Annotated in this window: 19 protein-coding genes and 2 tRNA genes; 19 read left to right on the top strand and 2 right to left on the bottom strand. The window is 38.0% G+C overall.

Features of this window, described 5'->3' with window-relative positions:
* The first annotated feature begins 134 nt into the window (after positions 1 to 134).
* The 8 genes from BTR42_RS11035 to BTR42_RS11000 all read left to right on the top strand — a co-directional run bounded on the left by BTR42_RS11035 (position 135) and on the right by BTR42_RS11000 (position 4,292).
* Positions 135 to 386 carry a DUF3884 family protein gene (locus BTR42_RS11035; protein WP_231844599.1) on the top strand — a complete coding sequence of 84 codons (252 nt, stop codon included), beginning with the start codon at positions 135 to 137 and terminating at the stop codon, positions 384 to 386.
* A gap of 56 nt (positions 387 to 442) precedes the next feature.
* Complete coding sequence (locus BTR42_RS11030) at positions 443 to 592, top strand: hypothetical protein (protein WP_013643483.1); 150 nt, start codon at positions 443 to 445, stop codon at positions 590 to 592.
* 11 nt (positions 593 to 603) lie between these two features.
* Positions 604 to 915 carry a bacteriocin immunity family protein gene (locus BTR42_RS11025; RefSeq protein ID WP_003066564.1) on the top strand — a complete coding sequence of 104 codons (312 nt, stop codon included), beginning with the start codon at positions 604 to 606 and terminating at the stop codon, positions 913 to 915.
* Between the two features lie 343 nt (positions 916 to 1,258).
* A complete protein-coding gene (locus BTR42_RS11020) occupies positions 1,259 to 1,411 on the top strand; it encodes a hypothetical protein (protein ID WP_231873055.1) in 153 nt (50 codons plus the stop codon).
* Positions 1,412 to 1,461: 50 nt separating this feature from the next.
* Entirely contained in the window at positions 1,462 to 1,755 is a 294-nt protein-coding gene (locus BTR42_RS11015) for a bacteriocin immunity protein (RefSeq protein WP_009854994.1), read from the top strand.
* Positions 1,756 to 1,853: 98 nt separating this feature from the next.
* The gene (locus tag BTR42_RS11010; protein WP_012962512.1) at positions 1,854 to 2,582 is read left to right on the top strand and encodes a LytR/AlgR family response regulator transcription factor; all 729 of its coding nucleotides are present in this window, start codon (positions 1,854 to 1,856) and stop codon (positions 2,580 to 2,582) included.
* Positions 2,583 to 2,594: 12 nt separating this feature from the next.
* Positions 2,595 to 3,959, top strand: coding sequence for a sensor histidine kinase (locus BTR42_RS11005; protein WP_077497726.1), 1,365 nt, complete (start codon positions 2,595 to 2,597; stop codon positions 3,957 to 3,959).
* A 132-nt stretch (positions 3,960 to 4,091) separates the two neighbouring features.
* On the top strand, positions 4,092 to 4,292 hold the full coding sequence (locus tag BTR42_RS11000; RefSeq protein ID WP_077497723.1) for a bacteriocin: 201 nt from the start codon (positions 4,092 to 4,094) through the stop codon (positions 4,290 to 4,292).
* 166 nt (positions 4,293 to 4,458) lie between these two features.
* Here BTR42_RS11000 and BTR42_RS10995 read toward each other — a convergent pair.
* Both BTR42_RS10995 and BTR42_RS10990 read right to left on the bottom strand, forming a co-directional pair.
* Positions 4,459 to 4,547: transfer RNA gene (locus BTR42_RS10995), tRNA-Ser, on the bottom strand.
* A gap of 56 nt (positions 4,548 to 4,603) precedes the next feature.
* A tRNA-Leu gene (locus BTR42_RS10990) sits at positions 4,604 to 4,687 on the bottom strand.
* A 127-nt stretch (positions 4,688 to 4,814) separates the two neighbouring features.
* Here BTR42_RS10990 and rsgA point away from each other — a divergent pair.
* The 11 genes from rsgA (at position 4,815) to BTR42_RS10930 (ending at position 16,240) form a co-directional block, all read left to right on the top strand.
* A complete protein-coding gene (gene rsgA, locus BTR42_RS10985) occupies positions 4,815 to 5,687 on the top strand; it encodes a ribosome small subunit-dependent GTPase A (protein ID WP_077497721.1) in 873 nt (290 codons plus the stop codon).
* Between the two features lie 6 nt (positions 5,688 to 5,693).
* Positions 5,694 to 6,356: a ribulose-phosphate 3-epimerase gene (rpe, locus tag BTR42_RS10980; RefSeq protein WP_013643476.1), complete on the top strand. Its 663-nt coding sequence runs from the start codon at positions 5,694 to 5,696 to the stop codon at positions 6,354 to 6,356.
* On the top strand, positions 6,349 to 6,978 hold the full coding sequence (locus tag BTR42_RS10975; RefSeq protein ID WP_013643475.1) for a thiamine diphosphokinase: 630 nt from the start codon (positions 6,349 to 6,351) through the stop codon (positions 6,976 to 6,978). Before rpe ends, BTR42_RS10975 begins: the two co-directional genes overlap by 8 nt.
* Before the next feature lies 1 nt (position 6,979).
* Complete coding sequence (locus BTR42_RS10970) at positions 6,980 to 8,254, top strand: DNA recombination protein RmuC (protein WP_012962509.1); 1,275 nt, start codon at positions 6,980 to 6,982, stop codon at positions 8,252 to 8,254.
* A complete protein-coding gene (locus tag BTR42_RS10965) occupies positions 8,244 to 9,182 on the top strand; it encodes a 3'-5' exoribonuclease YhaM family protein (RefSeq protein WP_061458094.1) in 939 nt (312 codons plus the stop codon). Before BTR42_RS10970 ends, BTR42_RS10965 begins: the two co-directional genes overlap by 11 nt.
* Before the next feature lie 166 nt (positions 9,183 to 9,348).
* On the top strand, positions 9,349 to 10,161 hold the full coding sequence (purR, locus tag BTR42_RS10960; protein ID WP_012962508.1) for a pur operon repressor: 813 nt from the start codon (positions 9,349 to 9,351) through the stop codon (positions 10,159 to 10,161).
* A gap of 292 nt (positions 10,162 to 10,453) precedes the next feature.
* Positions 10,454 to 10,867: a 30S ribosomal protein S12 gene (rpsL, locus tag BTR42_RS10950; protein ID WP_009854984.1), complete on the top strand. Its 414-nt coding sequence runs from the start codon at positions 10,454 to 10,456 to the stop codon at positions 10,865 to 10,867.
* A 20-nt stretch (positions 10,868 to 10,887) separates the two neighbouring features.
* Positions 10,888 to 11,358, top strand: coding sequence for a 30S ribosomal protein S7 (gene rpsG, locus BTR42_RS10945; RefSeq protein ID WP_003066535.1), 471 nt, complete (start codon positions 10,888 to 10,890; stop codon positions 11,356 to 11,358).
* 200 nt (positions 11,359 to 11,558) lie between these two features.
* Positions 11,559 to 13,637 carry an elongation factor G gene (gene fusA / locus BTR42_RS10940; protein ID WP_009854983.1) on the top strand — a complete coding sequence of 693 codons (2,079 nt, stop codon included), beginning with the start codon at positions 11,559 to 11,561 and terminating at the stop codon, positions 13,635 to 13,637.
* A gap of 205 nt (positions 13,638 to 13,842) precedes the next feature.
* On the top strand, positions 13,843 to 14,856 hold the full coding sequence (gene gap / locus BTR42_RS10935) for a type I glyceraldehyde-3-phosphate dehydrogenase (protein ID WP_004233286.1): 1,014 nt from the start codon (positions 13,843 to 13,845) through the stop codon (positions 14,854 to 14,856).
* 187 nt (positions 14,857 to 15,043) lie between these two features.
* Positions 15,044 to 16,240, top strand: coding sequence for a phosphoglycerate kinase (locus BTR42_RS10930; protein WP_009854982.1), 1,197 nt, complete (start codon positions 15,044 to 15,046; stop codon positions 16,238 to 16,240).
* The last annotated feature ends 180 nt before the right edge of the window (positions 16,241 to 16,420 follow it).

Below are 16,420 nucleotides of genomic sequence, written 5' to 3'. Positions count from 1 at the left end.
TAAACGGCAAGTATTAAAAAATTACCATTCGCGACTAAAAAACAACGTTTTGCGACTTGGGTGTTCGTTATGAGTTGAAAAGGAGTATAATGTAGGCGTGTTATAGGAAATATAAGTGAAAGCAGGTGATTGTCATGTCAGTGGCATCAGTAAAACAATTGATTAAAAAGATTGTTTTTCCAACCTATACGCATGAAAAAATCTATGTTATCGACCAGACAAATCTGACAAAAAAGTTGCAGTTTTCGACGACGTTGAAACCTTTGGGGAAATGGTACATCACAACGGGAAATCATTGGCTTTGTCATTCTGAGCTGACTTTGGATGACTTTCAAAAAAATTCATTCAACAAGCTCAAGTCTCTGCTGACGAAGCTCAAAAGCTAGAATTTACGACAGATTACCTGCCATTTTCTGAAATATTGGGGTTATAGGGAGTATTTATGATAAAAACATTATTTTCAAAGCATAAAACAGCGGTTTTGGTTATTGGCATCATTTTGTTACTAACCGTTTATCCGCAGATTTTTAAAATAATTTACATGTCTGGACGCGACTTTGGTCGTAGTCTTGTCAATGCTTTATTGCCTTAGAAGGAGACATTATGACAAAATTAGTAAAAGAAGAGTTGCTAAATGAGGTTTATGACCTTGTCTTGTCTGTTGACATCAAAGACGAAGAACGTCAAGCACTACTAACTTTCAAAAATGCGGTAGAAGCTGGTCAGGATTTTGATAGAGCTGTGATGTCTTTGGCATCTGATTTACGTCGAATCGGTGTTGCAAATATTGCCAAGAAAACAAAAATGAGCGCATCGGTGAACACTTTTTATCAAAAAATCGCGACATATGGAGAATTTGAAAAAAATCTCGGACGTGGTCTTATGGCTATGGGTGTCGTGGGCGGCGGTCATTGATAACTTTAGTATAAAAATAATAGAAAACATCATCACGACACTTGGGAAAGCTTGTCAATACAGCAATTATCAAACGATGATTGAAGCATTTATTTTCAAAATTGTTACTGCTGTGCTAAAAAGACAGTTAAGTCATAAAACGTCTTAATTGACATTTTTGACCTTTCACGACTATTTTTGGTCATTTCATGACATTAAATGAAATTATCACTCAAAAAGGATTATAGTAATTAGTGGTTATTAAATAACTTTCTGATGTGAGGGAATCGTGGAGAGATGTGAAAAATTTTTTCTTGAGCCGTTTGCCAAGTGTTCTTGATGATTTAGATTTCAGGGAGAAAAGATGAAAAAAATAGTTAAAAATCCAATATTAAATAGCTTGATAATAGGAATGGGAGCTGGTGTTGTAGCAGCTTTGCTCGGTACTCGCTTTCTGCCATATTACGTAGTCGCTTTACTCATTGTCACCTTTATTCGTAGAGTTTCTTTTGACTAACTAATATTACCTAACAGCGAGCTAATAAGCAGGTATTTGGAGGGAGATTTATGCCGAATTTAAAGTGGTTTTCTGGGGGAAAAGAAAGAAGAGACGAAGCATTAATCATCATTGATGATTTGCTAGCAACTCTTGATAACAATGTGAAAATCAACCCGTTACGACAATTATTGCAATCTTATCATGAAGAATTGAAAAATAGTGGGACGTCAACGCCCTATATTTTAAGTCGTTTAAATGTTGATTTATCAACTGTTTTGGTGGAAAATGCTATTCACCCAACAAGGGAACAATCGGCGAAACTAAAAGAGTTAAGAGCACTTCAAAACATCAGAATACTGTAAATTCTCTATCAATGTGATAGGGAATTTTTGATATGTTACAATAAGAGGGAGATCATTTCATGTTTAGAAAGCAAAGTTACTGTTTAGGAGAGAAGAAAATGATTGATATTTATGTTTTGGAAGATGACGTAAATCAGCAGTTTCGCTTGGAAAAAATGATTGACGAGGTGCTTGTGGACAATCAGTGGCAACATCGTTGTTTTGAATTGTTTGGTGAGCCCAGTCGTCTTATCACTCTTATTGATGAAACGGTTCCTCAAATCTTTTTCTTGGATTTGGATATCAATGGCGATAAAACGAAAGGAATTGAAGTTGCCAAGGCGATTAGAGACGTTTCGAAAACAGCAACACTTGTCTTTGTTACAACGCATTCTGAATTTATGCTCCTGACCTATCGTGCGCAAGTCAGTGCCCTTGATTTCATTGATAAAACTGACAGTGACTTGGCAATCAAGGAAAATTTGCAGGCTTGTTTAAAGAAAGTCGTTGAAGGACAAGTGCCTCGCCTAAGCTTGGATACCTTTATTTTTGAAAACAATAAAACTAAAATCAGAATACCGTTTGAAGATATTCTTTATTTTGAAACGGCGGAAGCGCACCGTTTGATGTTGGTGACACGGACAGGACAGCGTAATTTTTACGGAACAATTAGAGAAGTTAAAAAGGCAAATCATAAGCTATTTCAATGCCATAAATCCTATCTGATTAATCCTGATAATGTCGTCAGTTTGGATAAAAAAGAAGGGCTTGTTTATTTTGTAGGTGGAAAATCTTGCTACGTTTCCAAAAAACACATGAAAGAATTAAAAACTAAACTAGAAAGTTAGAGTGGAGAAGTTTTGGATTTAAGGAGTTTAATTGCGTTTTTAGAAACCTTTGTCACGTTTTTGGGGTATGCTATCCTATTTAAAAGTATTACCAAGTACCGACTTGCCGTTTGGGAATGGCTAGTATCTGTTTTAGTGTTGCCAATTCTTGCATCAGGCTTTGCGGTTGTCATGCTTTTGTGCTTTGCGGATATGGACGGTTTCAAAACTGTCATGATTAAAAATATTGTGGTGTTGTTGTGGTTTACCACCTTATCTTACCGTCATGATAGGTCCTTGCTACCAAGGTATCATATTTTTTATGGGCTTTTCCCAGTTGCGGTAGAGGATATTCTGCTTAGGACGGTGTCTTACTCATTAGCGGCGCTATTTTCCACAAGAATCAATGCTATCGGACAGTCATGGATTGCTCATGTTGACATCTGGACACCCGTTCCGATTTATTTTATGGCTTCAAAATTACTGGAAATTGATATTTCAAATGTCAAAAAGACCTTGCAAAATTACCTTAGCTCGACAAGTCTTATCTTGATTAATTTGCTAATGGCTTTCTATTTTTTTGGAATAGATTATGTCGCTTTGAAAAGTCCATTTGGTAGCGTAGGTAGCGAATCGTTTAGAGAAAGAGTTACTTTTGTTTACATTATTCTTCTTTTTCTATTTTTGTTCTATCTGAATTACAAATACGTCCGTGAACAAGAGATAGAGTTACAAAGGCAGCAGGAGCTAGAATTAATTTCGCTGGAAAATTACAGCAAACATGTGGAAAGTTTGTACCAAGAGGTCAGAAGTTTCAGACATGACTATGCCAATATTTTGTTGAGTATAGGAGAAAGTATCGAGCGAAATGACTTGGAAACTATCAAAAAAATCTACAATGACATTACTAATGATTCTGAGAAGTTCGTCAAAAATAGCAAATTCGATTTGACACGCTTGTCTCATATTTCAAATAGTGCCATCAAAAGTTTGATGTCTGCTAAATTTCTAGAGGCTGAAAATCTCGGAATCACCATTACTTTGGAAGTTCCTGAAGTCGTGGAGTGTCCCAAAATTCCACTTATTACCTACATTCGCATCCTTGCTATCTTGTTTGATAATGCGATTGAAGCTGCGGTGTTATCAGATGTTCCTAAAATATCCGTAGCGAATTTTTATCAAGATGATAACTTTGTTTTTATGATTGAAAATTCAACCAAAGAAGATAGTATTCCGATTGATAACATTTATCAAAAAGGCTATTCAAGCAAAGGAGACAATCGTGGTATTGGCTTAGCAACAGTTAGTGAATTTCAGCAAGAATATGACAATCTCTCCATTGAAACAAGCAGCTCAAATCACTTCTTTAGACAAATTTTGAGAATCTATGAATCCTAGCAATATGGTGCATTAGAAATGTTACGTTTTTTCTGATAAATTCAACAAAAAAACTTGCATTATTTTAGCAAAGGTATATACTTTGTTCGAATGCACAATTAACAAAACTTCAAATGAAAAGAGGTAAATTCTATGTTAGAAGTTTTAGCTGGTATTGCTTGTTTATTGTTAGCTGTTTATCAATTATTTACAGCTTACAAATTGTTTGACAACACAAAAAAACATGGTAACAAAAATACGTCACCATTTCTTTTGAATAGTTTGTGGAGTGGAACTCTTATAGGTATTATCCTACTATCAGTAGGTACTGGTCTTATTGTTAATATTTTTTAAAAAATTGTGTTATTCAATGCCCAATAGGGCATTTTTTTTAAACCTTTTACGAATAATATAGATAGAGAGGTAGCTAATAGCTTCTCAATCAAATTTTTCCATCACGTTTAACAACTCTTTAAAATTAGAAAGTCAACTTCTTTTGAAGTTGGCTTTATTTGTTATAAGGAAAGGACGGGATTTGAACCCGCGTGTGAATAACATCCACTTGCCAGATTTCGAGTCTGGTGCCGTACCAAGCTGGGCCACCTTTCCAAATGTCGTATTTAAGCGTTGTTTGATTTCAAATGATAATGTTGCTCAAAATACCATGCGGAAAAAGGGATTTGAACCCTCACGCCCATACTGGGCACATGCGCCTGAAGCATGCGTGTCTGCCGTTCCACCACTTCCGCAAAAGACAAAGTCATTATACGACTTTTAATCAAAAAAGACAAACATGAGAAATCTTTTGAGCTAGGTACTGAATAAAAGGGCATTTTTTGCTATAATGAGACTATCAATTATAAAAAGGAAGTACATTTGCAAGGTAGAATTATCAAGTCTCTAGCAGGTTTTTACTATGTTGAATCTGACGGAGTCATTTATCAGACACGTGCGCGTGGTAATTTTAGAAAAAAAGGTCAAACACCTTATGTTGGCGATTTTGTTGAATTTTCAGCAGATGACTATTCAGAGGGCTACATTTTAGCGATTCATGACCGAAAGAATAGTTTGGTTCGACCACCGATTGTCAACATTGACCAAGCGGTTGTCATCATGTCAGCCAAAGAGCCTGACTTTAATGCCAATTTGTTGGATCGTTTTTTGGTCTTATTAGAGCACAAGGCGATAGAACCGATTGTTTATATTTCAAAAATGGATTTAGTGATAACTCCTGATGAGATAAGGGCAATTCAAAGACAATATCAAGAAATCGGTTATCAATTTTGCACGTCTTTGGAAGAATTGCTTCCGCTATTGACCGACAAAGTGACTGTTTTCATGGGGCAAACAGGTGTTGGTAAATCAACATTGTTAAATAAAATTGCTCCAGAACTCAAGTTAGAAACAGGTGAAATTTCGGACAGTCTTGGACGTGGTCGCCATACCACTCGTGCAGTTAGTTTTTACAATGTTAATGGTGGGAAAATAGCAGATACGCCAGGATTTTCATCGCTTGATTATGAAATTACGAATGCCGAAGATCTCAACGAAGCTTTTCCAGAGCTAAGGCACCTTAGTCATTACTGTAAATTCCGTTCCTGTACGCATACGCATGAGCCATCATGTGCGGTTAAGGAAGGCTTAGAATCAGGCGACCTTTGGCAGTCACGGTATGATAATTATCTCCAATTTCTCAGTGAAATTGAAAACCGTCGTGAAACGTATAAGAAAGTTATAAAAAGAAAGTAGGTACTTATGTCAAACAATAAAATCGCACCATCAATTTTAGCAGCTGATTATGCAAATTTCGCTTCAGAATTAAAACGTATCGAAGAAACAAGTGCAGAATATGTTCATATCGACATTATGGATGGGCAATTTGTACCAAATATCAGTTTTGGTGCAGATGTCGTGGCTAGCATGCGTAAACACAGCAAACTCGTTTTTGATTGTCACCTTATGGTGGTTAATCCAGAACGTTATGTTGACGCATTTGCGCAAGCTGGTGCAGATATTATGACAATTCATGCGGAGTCAACTCTTCATATTCATGGTGCTTTGCAAAAAATTAAAGCTGCAGGAATGAAAGCAGGTGTTGTTATCAACCCAGGAACACCAGTTTCAGCTATTGAATCTGTCTTGAGTTTGGTTGACCAAGTGCTTATCATGACAGTCAATCCAGGATTTGGCGGACAAGCCTTCATTCCTGAAATGCTTGAAAAAGTGGCAAAAGTTGCTCAACTCCGCGATGAAAAAGGCTATGATTTTGACATCGAAGTTGACGGTGGCGTTGATAATAAGACTATCAAAGCTTGTTATGACGCTGGAGCTAATGTCTTTGTTGCTGGTTCATATCTCTTCAAAGCAAGTGATTTAGCTGCACAAGTAGAAACATTGCGTGTGGCGTTAAATGACTAAGATAGCTGTCTTTGCTGGCGGTCGTTTGTCAGATTTCTCGACTGATTTTGAGCTTTTTGTCGGTGTTGACCGTGGTAGTCTTTTCCTATTAAAAAATCAATTACCTTTAGATTTAGCAGTGGGAGATTTTGATTCTGTCAGCAAAGAAGAATTACAAATGATTCAAGAAGAAGCTGGCGATTTCATCAAGGCTGCTCCAGAAAAAGACGACACGGATACAGAGTTAGCCCTAAAGGCGATTTTCTCAAAATACCCACAAGCACAAGTGACGATTTTCGGCGCTTTTGGCGGTCGAATTGACCACATGATGTCCAATCTTTTTCTACCAAGCGACCCAGAATTAGCACCCTTCATGCGTCAGATAACCCTACGCGATGAGCAAAATACCGTGCAGTTTTATCCTGCAGGTTCTAATCAAGTTTTGCCAGAAAAAGAAATGATTTACGTTTCTTTTATGGCTGATGGTGACGCTGATTTGACCATTAAAGGTGCTAAATACGAGCTTGACGCCAGTAATTTTTTCAAGAAAAAAATCTATTCAAGTAATGAATTTCTTGACCAACCAATTACAGTTACCTTAAAATCAGGCTATCTTATCGTTATTCAAAGTAAGGATAGGTAAAATGTTAATTATTACATTATTATTAGGACTTCTTAGTGTCGTTTTGCTAATTTATCTTTTGCTGAAAATGGCAAAGCTGACAGAAGATGTTTCACAAAAATTGGACGACAACGCTGATAATTTATCTGATCAAGTCTCATATCAGCTTGATTTAGCGCAAAAAGACCAAGTTTTAGCGTTGAATAATCAGATAAATCGTCTGCAAAATGATTTATACACACAATTAAATGATATTCGCGATGTTCTTCATCAAAGTTTGAATGAAAATCGTGACCGTTCTGACCAGCGTTTAGAAATCATCAACCGCAATTTGACAAATTCTGTCAAAGAAATGCAAGAATCAAACGAAAAACGTTTGGAAGAAATGCGTCAAACGGTTGAAGAAAAACTCGAACAAACCTTGCAAAATCGCTTGAAAGCCTCATTTGAGACAGTTTCTAAGCAACTGGAGTCTGTCAATCAAGGTTTGGGTGAGATGAAAAATGTCGCACAAGATGTTGGCACCTTAAACAAAGTGCTTTCCAATACTAAGACACGTGGTATTCTTGGTGAGTTACAACTGGGGCAAATTATCGAAGATATTATGACGCCTAACCAATATGAACGAGAATTTCCGACCGTTTCAGGCTCTAGTGAGCGTGTTGAATACGCCATAAAACTTCCAGGAACAGATGATGACGGCTATGTTTATTTGCCAATTGATTCGAAATTCCCATTGGAAGATTACTATCGCTTGGAAGATGCTTACGAAAGTGGTGACAAAGAACAAGTTGAGCTTTACCGCAAGTCGCTTCTTAACAGCATCAAACGCTTTGCTAAAGATATTAATAAAAAATACCTCAATCCACCTGAGACAACTAATTTTGGAATTATGTTTTTACCAACAGAAGGTTTGTATTCAGAAGTGGTTCGTAATGCTAGTTTCTTTGATAGTTTGCGACGTGATGAAAATATTGTCGTAGCAGGACCGTCAACCTTATCAGCTCTATTAAATTCGCTTGCTGTCGGTTTCAAAACTCTCAATATTCAGAAAAATGCAAACGATATTAGCAAAATTTTAGGAAATGTTAAGGTGGAATTTGAAAAATTTGGTAATATGTTGGTCAAAGCTCAAAAACAAATCAATACTGCCAATAACACTTTGGATAGCCTTATTTCCACAAGGACAAATGCGATTATTCGAGCTTTAAATACTGTCGAATCTTATCAAGACCAAGCAACGGCAAGTTTACTTAACCTCCCACCATTAGAAGACGAGGAAAATCATGAAAATTAATCAAATGAAAAAAGATGAACTCTTTGAAGGGTTCTACTTAATAAAATCCGCAGAGCTTCGTAAGACGAGAGCTGGCAAGGATTATATTGCCTTTACTTTCCAAGATGATACTGGTGAAATTTCTGGTAATCTTTGGGACGCTCAGCCCTATAATGTTGAAGAATTTGTCGCTGGTAAAGTAGTATACATGAAAGGTCGCCGTGAGGTCTATAATGGAACGCCCCAAGTCAATCAAATTACCCTTCGTAATCCACGTGAGGGTGAGCCAAATGACCCAAGTGACTTCCGAGAAAAATCACCAGTTGACGTTGTTGATGTCAAAGATTATCTTGAGCAAATGATGTTCAAAATTGAAAATGCTGTTTGGCAACGTGTTGTTCGTGCGCTTTATCGCAAATACGACAAGGAATTTTTCACTTATCCTGCAGCTAAGACAAATCACCATGCTTTTGAATCTGGATTAGCCTACCATACAGCAACCATGGTGCGTTTAGCGGATGCAATTGGTGATATCTATCCACAACTCAACAAAAGTTTGCTTTACGCTGGTATCATGCTTCATGACTTGGCGAAAGTCATTGAGTTAACTGGTCCAGACAATACCGAATACACTGTACGTGGCAATTTAATCGGTCACATTGCTTTGATTGATGAAGAAATCACAAAAGTTCTCACAGAATTAAACATTGATGACACCAAAGAAGATGTTATCATTTTACGCCATGTTATCTTAAGTCATCACGGTTTGCTTGAATACGGCAGCCCCGTTCGTCCACGTGTTATGGAAGCAGAGATTATTCATATTATCGATAATATCGACGCCGAAATGATGATGATGACAACAGCATTGAGTCGTATTGACGAGGGTGAAATGACAAATCGTATTTTTGCAATGGACAATCGCTCATTCTACAAACCAAAATTATAAAAAGCAATAAAAAGCAATAAAAAGCAGAACATTTTAACATTACTCACTTAAAAATCCCTTTACATTAGGGAAAAACACAAAAAATGGACATTTTTTATTAAAATGTTCGTTTTTTTCGCCTTCTTATGATATAATGACAAAAAACAGATATGAAAATGGAGAAATTATGAAATTACGACGTAGTGAACGCATGGTTGTCATCTCCAACTATTTGATTAACAACCCCTATAAATTGACAAGTTTAAACACATTTGCTGAAAAATATGAAGCAGCAAAATCTTCAATTTCTGAAGATATCGCCATTATCAAAAAAGCTTTTGAGGAATCAGGAATCGGCGAAATTGAAACAGTTACAGGGGCGAGCGGAGGTGTCATTTTTACACCAGGAATCTCTGATGAAGAAGCTAAAGCAGTCATCGAAGAATTACGTGACCGCCTTTCAGAAAGCAATCGTATTCTTCCTGGAGGTTATATTTACTTATCAGATTTATTAAGTACCCCTAAAATTTTACAAAGTGTTGGACGTATCATTGCTAATGCTTTCAAGGGAAATAAAATTGATGCGGTTATGACAGTAGCAACCAAAGGTGTGCCTTTGGCAAATGCCGTTGCAAATATCTTGAATGTTCCATTTGTCATCGTTCGACGTGACCTTAAAATTACGGAAGGTTCAACCGTTTCTGTCAATTATGCAAGTGGTTCAAGTGACCGTATTGAAAAGATGTTCTTGTCTAAACGTAGCTTGAAACCAAATAGCCGTGTCTTGATTGTTGACGACTTCCTCAAAGGTGGGGGAACGATTTCTGGTATGGTCAGTCTTTTGAAAGAATTCGATAGTACTCTTGTGGGTGTCGCAGTCTTTGCTGAAAATGCCCAAGAAAAACGTGACCGAATGACTTACAAATCACTTCTAAAAGTTTCAGAAATTGATGTTAAAAACAACCATGTCAAAGTAGAAATTGGTAATATTTTCGATTAAAAGAGGGGGTTCCCTCTTTTTTTCTTTGAATGTTATATTGCCCAAGAGTGTTTAATCTTGACTATAATAATTTAATAGCTGCCAAAAAGTTTTATAAAAGCTATAAAATACGGTGAAATCATTTGACAGACGGTGCAAGTTGTGTTATCATAATGAACGGTACTTTTTACTTTTGGTCTCTCCAGAGTGTACAGAGACGTGCTGACAAATGTTGCAAAGTACACATTTTAGATAAGGACTGTCACCAAGTACCTTATCAACCAAAATAAAAAATCTTACAGGAGAAAAGTAGATGCCTACAATCAACCAGTTGGTACGTAAACCACGTAAATCTAAAGTTGAAAAATCTAAATCACCAGCACTTAACGTTGGTTACAACAGCCACAAAAAAGTTCAAACTAACGTATCTTCACCACAAAAACGTGGTGTTGCAACTCGTGTTGGAACAATGACACCTAAAAAACCTAACTCAGCCCTTCGTAAATTCGCTCGTGTACGTTTGAGCAACCTTATCGAAGTTACTGCATACATCCCAGGTATCGGACACAACCTTCAAGAACACAGTGTTGTTCTTATCCGTGGTGGACGTGTAAAAGACCTTCCAGGGGTACGTTACCACATCGTTCGTGGTGCACTTGATACTGCAGGTGTTGCTGATCGTAAACAAGGCCGTTCTAAATACGGTGCTAAACGTCCTAAAGGATAATAGAAGGGGGATAAGAAAAAATGAGTCGTAAAAATAGAGCGCCTAAACGCGAAGTATTGCCAGATCCATTATACAATTCACAACTTGTAACACGTCTTATCAACCGTGTTATGCTTGATGGTAAACGTGGTACAGCTGCATCAATCGTTTATGATGCATTTGAACAAATCAAAGAAGCTACTGGAAACGATGCACTTGAAGTATTCGAAACAGCTATGGAAAACATCATGCCTGTTCTTGAAGTACGTGCTCGTCGTGTTGGTGGTTCTAACTACCAAGTCCCAGTTGAAGTTCGTCCAGAACGTCGTACAACTCTTGGACTTCGTTGGTTGGTAACTGCATCACGTGCTCGTGGTGAACACACTATGAAAGATCGTCTTGCAAAAGAAATCTTGGATGCTGCTAACAACACTGGTGCTTCAGTTAAAAAACGCGAAGATACACACCGTATGGCAGAAGCAAACCGTGCATTCGCACACTTCCGCTGGTAATCTGCGATATACAGATACAAAGCTTCGAATACAATTAAACCTTTTTACTACTGGTATTCAGGCTGTGTTTAGCAAGTGTTTTGTTTGCTAATCTGTATCAAATTTAATAAAGCATGTTTAGAACGGGTAGGTCCTGCCTATCCGTTCTAAAAGTATGCTATAATAGAGTAGTAAATTAAATTTATACATAGGAGAAAAAAATGGCTCGCGAATTTTCACTTGAAAAAACTCGTAACATTGGTATCATGGCTCACGTCGATGCTGGTAAAACAACAACAACTGAGCGTATTCTTTACTATACTGGTAAAATCCATAAAATCGGTGAAACACACGAAGGTGCTTCACAAATGGACTGGATGGAACAAGAGCAAGAACGTGGTATCACAATCACATCTGCCGCTACAACTGCACAATGGAAAGACTACCGTGTAAACATTATCGACACACCAGGACACGTGGACTTCACAATCGAAGTACAACGTTCTCTTCGTGTTCTTGATGGTGCGGTAACAGTTCTTGACTCACAATCAGGTGTAGAACCTCAAACTGAAACAGTTTGGCGTCAAGCTACTGAATACGGTGTTCCTCGTATCGTATTCTCAAACAAAATGGACAAAATCGGTGCTGACTTCCTTTACTCAGTAAGCACACTTCACGATCGTCTTCAAGCTAACGCTCACCCAATTCAATTGCCAATCGGTTCTGAAGATAGCTTCAACGGTATCATTGACTTGGTTAAAATGAAAGCTGAAATCTATACTAACGACCTTGGTACAGATATTCTTGAAGAAGATATTCCAGCTGAATACGTAGATCAAGCTAACGAATATCGTGAAAAATTGATCGAAGCAGTTGCTGAAACTGATGAAGAATTGATGATGAAATACCTTGAAGGTGAAGAAATCACTGAAGCTGAATTGAAAGCTGCTATCCGTAAAGCAACTATCAACGTTGAATTCTTCCCAGTTCTTTGTGGTTCTGCCTTCAAAAACAAAGGTGTTCAAATGATGCTTGATGCAGTTATTGACTACCTTCCAAGCCCACTTGACATCCCTGCAATCAAAGGTGTTAACCCAGATACAGACGAAGAAGAAGAACGTCCAGCGTCAGATGAAGAACCATTTGCAGCCCTTGCATTCAAAATCATGACTGACCCATTCGTAGGTCGTTTGACATTCTTCCGTGTTTACTCAGGTGTATTGAACAGCGGTTCTTACGTTCTTAACACATCTAAAGGTAAACGTGAACGTATCGGACGTATCCTTCAAATGCACGCTAACCACCGTAACGAAATCGAAACAGTTTACGCTGGTGATATCGCTGCTGCCGTTGGTTTGAAAGATACTACAACTGGTGACTCATTGACAGATGAAAAAGCTAAAGTCATCCTTGAATCAATCGAAGTTCCAGAACCAGTTATCCAATTGATGGTTGAACCTAAATCTAAAGCTGACCAAGATAAAATGGGTATCGCTCTTCAAAAACTTGCTGAAGAAGACCCAACATTCCGTGTTGAAACTAACGTTGAAACTGGTGAAACAGTTATCTCTGGTATGGGTGAACTTCACCTTGACGTCCTTGTTGACCGTATGAAACGTGAATTCAAAGTTGAAGCAAACGTAGGTGCTCCACAAGTATCATACCGTGAAACATTCCGTCAAGCTACTCAAGCACGTGGATTCTTCAAACGCCAATCTGGTGGTAAAGGTCAATTCGGTGATGTTTGGATTGAATTTACTCCAAATGAAGAAGGTAAAGGATTCGAATTCGAAAATGCTATCGTCGGTGGTGTCGTTCCTCGTGAATTCATCCCTGCAGTAGAAAAAGGTCTTCAAGAATCTATGGCTAACGGTGTTCTTGCTGGTTACCCAATGGTTGACGTTAAAGCTAAACTTTACGATGGTTCATACCACGATGTCGATTCATCTGAAACAGCCTTCAAGATCGCTGCATCACTTGCACTTAAAGAAGCTGCTAAAACTGCACACCCAGTTATTCTTGAACCAATGATGCTTGTTACAATCACAGCTCCAGAAGAAAACCTTGGTGACGTTATGGGTCACGTTACAGCTCGTCGTGGACGTGTTGATGGTATGGAAGCTCATGGTAACAGCCAAATCGTTCGTGCCTTCGTTCCACTTGCTGAAATGTTTGGTTACGCAACAGTTCTTCGTTCTGCAACTCAAGGACGTGGTACATTCATGATGGTATTTGACCACTATGAAGACGTTCCTAAATCAGTACAAGAAGAAATCATCAAGAAAAATTCTGGTGAATAATTTTTGATAGAAAGGATGCTCAAAAGAGCGTCCTTTTTTATTATGAAAACGGTAATAATATTTGCAATTTTGGCGAAATAGTTATATAATACTAACGTTGAAAGGTTGATTTGTGCCTACGTAAGTTAATCTTTTCACAATTGTCTAAAAGGGAAACCTTTTAAAATAAAAATTTTTTTTGATTTTCATAAGGAGGAAATCACTAATGGTAGTTAAAGTTGGTATTAACGGTTTCGGTCGTATCGGTCGTCTTGCATTCCGTCGTATCCAAAACGTTGAAGGTGTTGAAGTAGCTCGTATTAACGACCTTACTGACCCAGCTATGCTTGCACACTTGTTGAAATACGATACAACTCAAGGTCGTTTCGACGGTGATGTTGTTGTTAAAGATGGTGGTTTTGAAGTTAACGGTCAATTCGTTAAAGTTTCTGCAGAACGTGACCCAGAACAAATCGACTGGGCTAACGATGGTGTAGAAATCGTTCTTGAAGCAACTGGTTTCTTTGCAACTAAAGCTGCTGCTGAAAAACACTTGCACGAAGGTGGAGCTAAAAAAGTTGTTATCACAGCTCCTGGTGGATCAGATGTTAAAACAATCGTATTTAACACTAACCACGAAATTCTTGATGGTACTGAAACAGTTATCTCAGCTGGTTCATGTACAACAAACTGTCTTGCACCAATGGCTGATGCTTTGAACAAATCATTTGGTCTTAAAGTTGGTACAATGACTACAGTTCACGGTTACACTGGTGACCAAATGACTCTTGACGCACCACACCGTAAAGGTGACTTCCGTCGCGCACGTGCTGCTGCTGAAAACATCGTTCCTAACTCAACTGGTGCTGCTAAAGCTATCGGTCTTGTTATCCCAGAATTGAACGGTAAACTTCAAGGTCATGCTCAACGTGTACCAGTTCCAACTGGATCACTTACTGAACTTGTTTCAGTTCTTGACAAAAAAGTAACTGCTGAAGAAGTTAACGCTGCTATGCAAGCTGCTGCAACTGAATCATTCGGTTACAACACTGACCCAATCGTTTCACGCGATATCGTAGGTATCTCATTCGGTTCATTGTTTGACGCAACTCAAACAGAAGTAACTGAAGCAGCTGACGGTACTCAATTGGTTAAAACTGTTTCATGGTACGACAACGAAATGTCTTACACTTCACAACTTGTTCGTACTCTTGAATACTTCGCAAAAATTGCTAAATAATCAATGAGTTAGCTGAAGAAGAGAGGATTCGTTCCTCTCTTTTTTGTATATTGTAAAATGATACAGAAATTCACAGGTTTCCTCGTTTAGTAGTGGCTGGCGTACAAAATGTACTGATTTTGCTACCTCTTTTACAGGTTTTGTGATATAATTAGCATGTATAAAAAATAATAAGGAGTCCTATCAAATGGCTAAATTGACTGTTAAAGACGTTGATTTGAAAGGCAAAAAAGTTCTTGTCCGTGTTGACTTTAACGTGCCTTTGAAAGATGGCGTTATCACTAACGACAACCGTATTTCTGCGGCTCTTCCAACAATCAAGTACATCATCGAACAAGGTGGTCGTGCAATTCTTTTCTCTCACCTTGGACGTGTTAAAGAAGAAGCTGATAAAGAAGGTAAATCTCTTGCTCCAGTAGCAGCTGATTTGGCAGCTAAACTTGGTCAAGAAGTTGTCTTCCCAGGTGTTACACGTGGTGCTGAACTTGAAGAAGCTATCAACAACCTTAAAGACGGTGAAGTTCTTCTTGTTGAAAACACTCGTTTTGAAGATGTTGACGGTAAAAAAGAATCTAAAAACGATCCAGAACTTGGTAAATACTGGGCTTCACTTGGTGACGGAATCTTCGTTAACGATGCATTTGGTACTGCACACCGTGCACACGCATCTAACGTAGGTATCTCTGCAAACGTTGAAAAAGCTGTTGCAGGTTTCCTTCTTGAAAACGAAATTGCATACATCCAAGAAGCTGTTGAAAAACCAGTTCGTCCATTTATCGCAATCCTTGGTGGTTCAAAAGTTTCAGATAAAATCGGTGTTATCGAAAACTTGTTGAAGAAAGCTGATAAAGTCCTTATCGGTGGTGGTATGACATACACATTCCTTAAAGCACAAGGTATCGAAATCGGTAACTCACTTGTTGAAGAAGACAAACTTGATGTTGCTAAAGAACTTTTGGCTAAAGCTGACGGTAAATTAATCTTGCCAGTTGACTCAAAAGAAGCTAACGCTTTTGCTGATTACACTGAAGTTAAAGATACTGAAGGTGCAGCAGTAGATGCTGGATTCCTTGGTCTTGATATCGGTCCAAAATCTATCGCTAAATTTGACGAAGAATTGACTGGTGCTAAAACAGTTGTTTGGAACGGACCTATGGGTGTGTTCGAAAACCCTGATTTCCAAGCTGGTACAATCGGTGTAATGGACGCTATCGTTAAACAACCAGGCGTTAAATCAATTATCGGTGGTGGTGACTCAGCTGCCGCAGCTATCAACCTTGGTCGTGCTGACAAATTCTCATGGATTTCTACTGGTGGTGGAGCTTCTATGGAACTTCTTGAAGGTAAAGTACTTCCAGGTCTTGCAGCACTTACTGATAAATAATAATTTCTTCGTTAAGAAGATTCAAAAGGACGGTCTTGCCGTCCTTTTTTGTGTGTAAAATCCATAAATGAAAAGAAAACATTTTATTGCTTAAAAGTGGTACTATTATTTTGTTTTGTGGAATTCAAGTGAGAGATATTTTGTGGTAAACGCATTCATATTGGTGGAACGCTCACAAAT

Source organism: Streptococcus gallolyticus subsp. gallolyticus DSM 16831 (assembly GCF_002000985.1).
Classification (GTDB): Bacteria; Bacillota; Bacilli; order Lactobacillales; family Streptococcaceae; genus Streptococcus; species Streptococcus gallolyticus.
The sequence above is the reverse complement of the archived record's forward strand: the minus strand, read 5'-3'. Positions and strand labels throughout refer to the sequence as shown.

Coding starts and splice junctions, on each gene's coding strand:
- gap (WP_004233286.1), top strand. CDS start 13,843: ATGGTAGTTAAAGTTGGTATTAACGGTTTCGGTCGTATCGGTCGTCTT.
- rpsG (WP_003066535.1), top strand. CDS start 10,888: ATGAGTCGTAAAAATAGAGCGCCTAAACGCGAAGTATTGCCAGATCCA.
- BTR42_RS11030 (WP_013643483.1), top strand. CDS start 443: ATGATAAAAACATTATTTTCAAAGCATAAAACAGCGGTTTTGGTTATT.
- BTR42_RS11010 (WP_012962512.1), top strand. CDS start 1,854: ATGATTGATATTTATGTTTTGGAAGATGACGTAAATCAGCAGTTTCGC.
- BTR42_RS11025 (WP_003066564.1), top strand. CDS start 604: ATGACAAAATTAGTAAAAGAAGAGTTGCTAAATGAGGTTTATGACCTT.
- BTR42_RS11000 (WP_077497723.1), top strand. CDS start 4,092: ATGTTAGAAGTTTTAGCTGGTATTGCTTGTTTATTGTTAGCTGTTTAT.
- purR (WP_012962508.1), top strand. CDS start 9,349: ATGAAATTACGACGTAGTGAACGCATGGTTGTCATCTCCAACTATTTG.
- rpsL (WP_009854984.1), top strand. CDS start 10,454: ATGCCTACAATCAACCAGTTGGTACGTAAACCACGTAAATCTAAAGTT.
- BTR42_RS10970 (WP_012962509.1), top strand. CDS start 6,980: ATGTTAATTATTACATTATTATTAGGACTTCTTAGTGTCGTTTTGCTA.
- BTR42_RS10965 (WP_061458094.1), top strand. CDS start 8,244: ATGAAAATTAATCAAATGAAAAAAGATGAACTCTTTGAAGGGTTCTAC.
- BTR42_RS11020 (WP_231873055.1), top strand. CDS start 1,259: ATGAAAAAAATAGTTAAAAATCCAATATTAAATAGCTTGATAATAGGA.
- BTR42_RS11015 (WP_009854994.1), top strand. CDS start 1,462: ATGCCGAATTTAAAGTGGTTTTCTGGGGGAAAAGAAAGAAGAGACGAA.
- BTR42_RS11035 (WP_231844599.1), top strand. CDS start 135: ATGTCAGTGGCATCAGTAAAACAATTGATTAAAAAGATTGTTTTTCCA.
- fusA (WP_009854983.1), top strand. CDS start 11,559: ATGGCTCGCGAATTTTCACTTGAAAAAACTCGTAACATTGGTATCATG.
- BTR42_RS10975 (WP_013643475.1), top strand. CDS start 6,349: ATGACTAAGATAGCTGTCTTTGCTGGCGGTCGTTTGTCAGATTTCTCG.
- rpe (WP_013643476.1), top strand. CDS start 5,694: ATGTCAAACAATAAAATCGCACCATCAATTTTAGCAGCTGATTATGCA.
- BTR42_RS10930 (WP_009854982.1), top strand. CDS start 15,044: ATGGCTAAATTGACTGTTAAAGACGTTGATTTGAAAGGCAAAAAAGTT.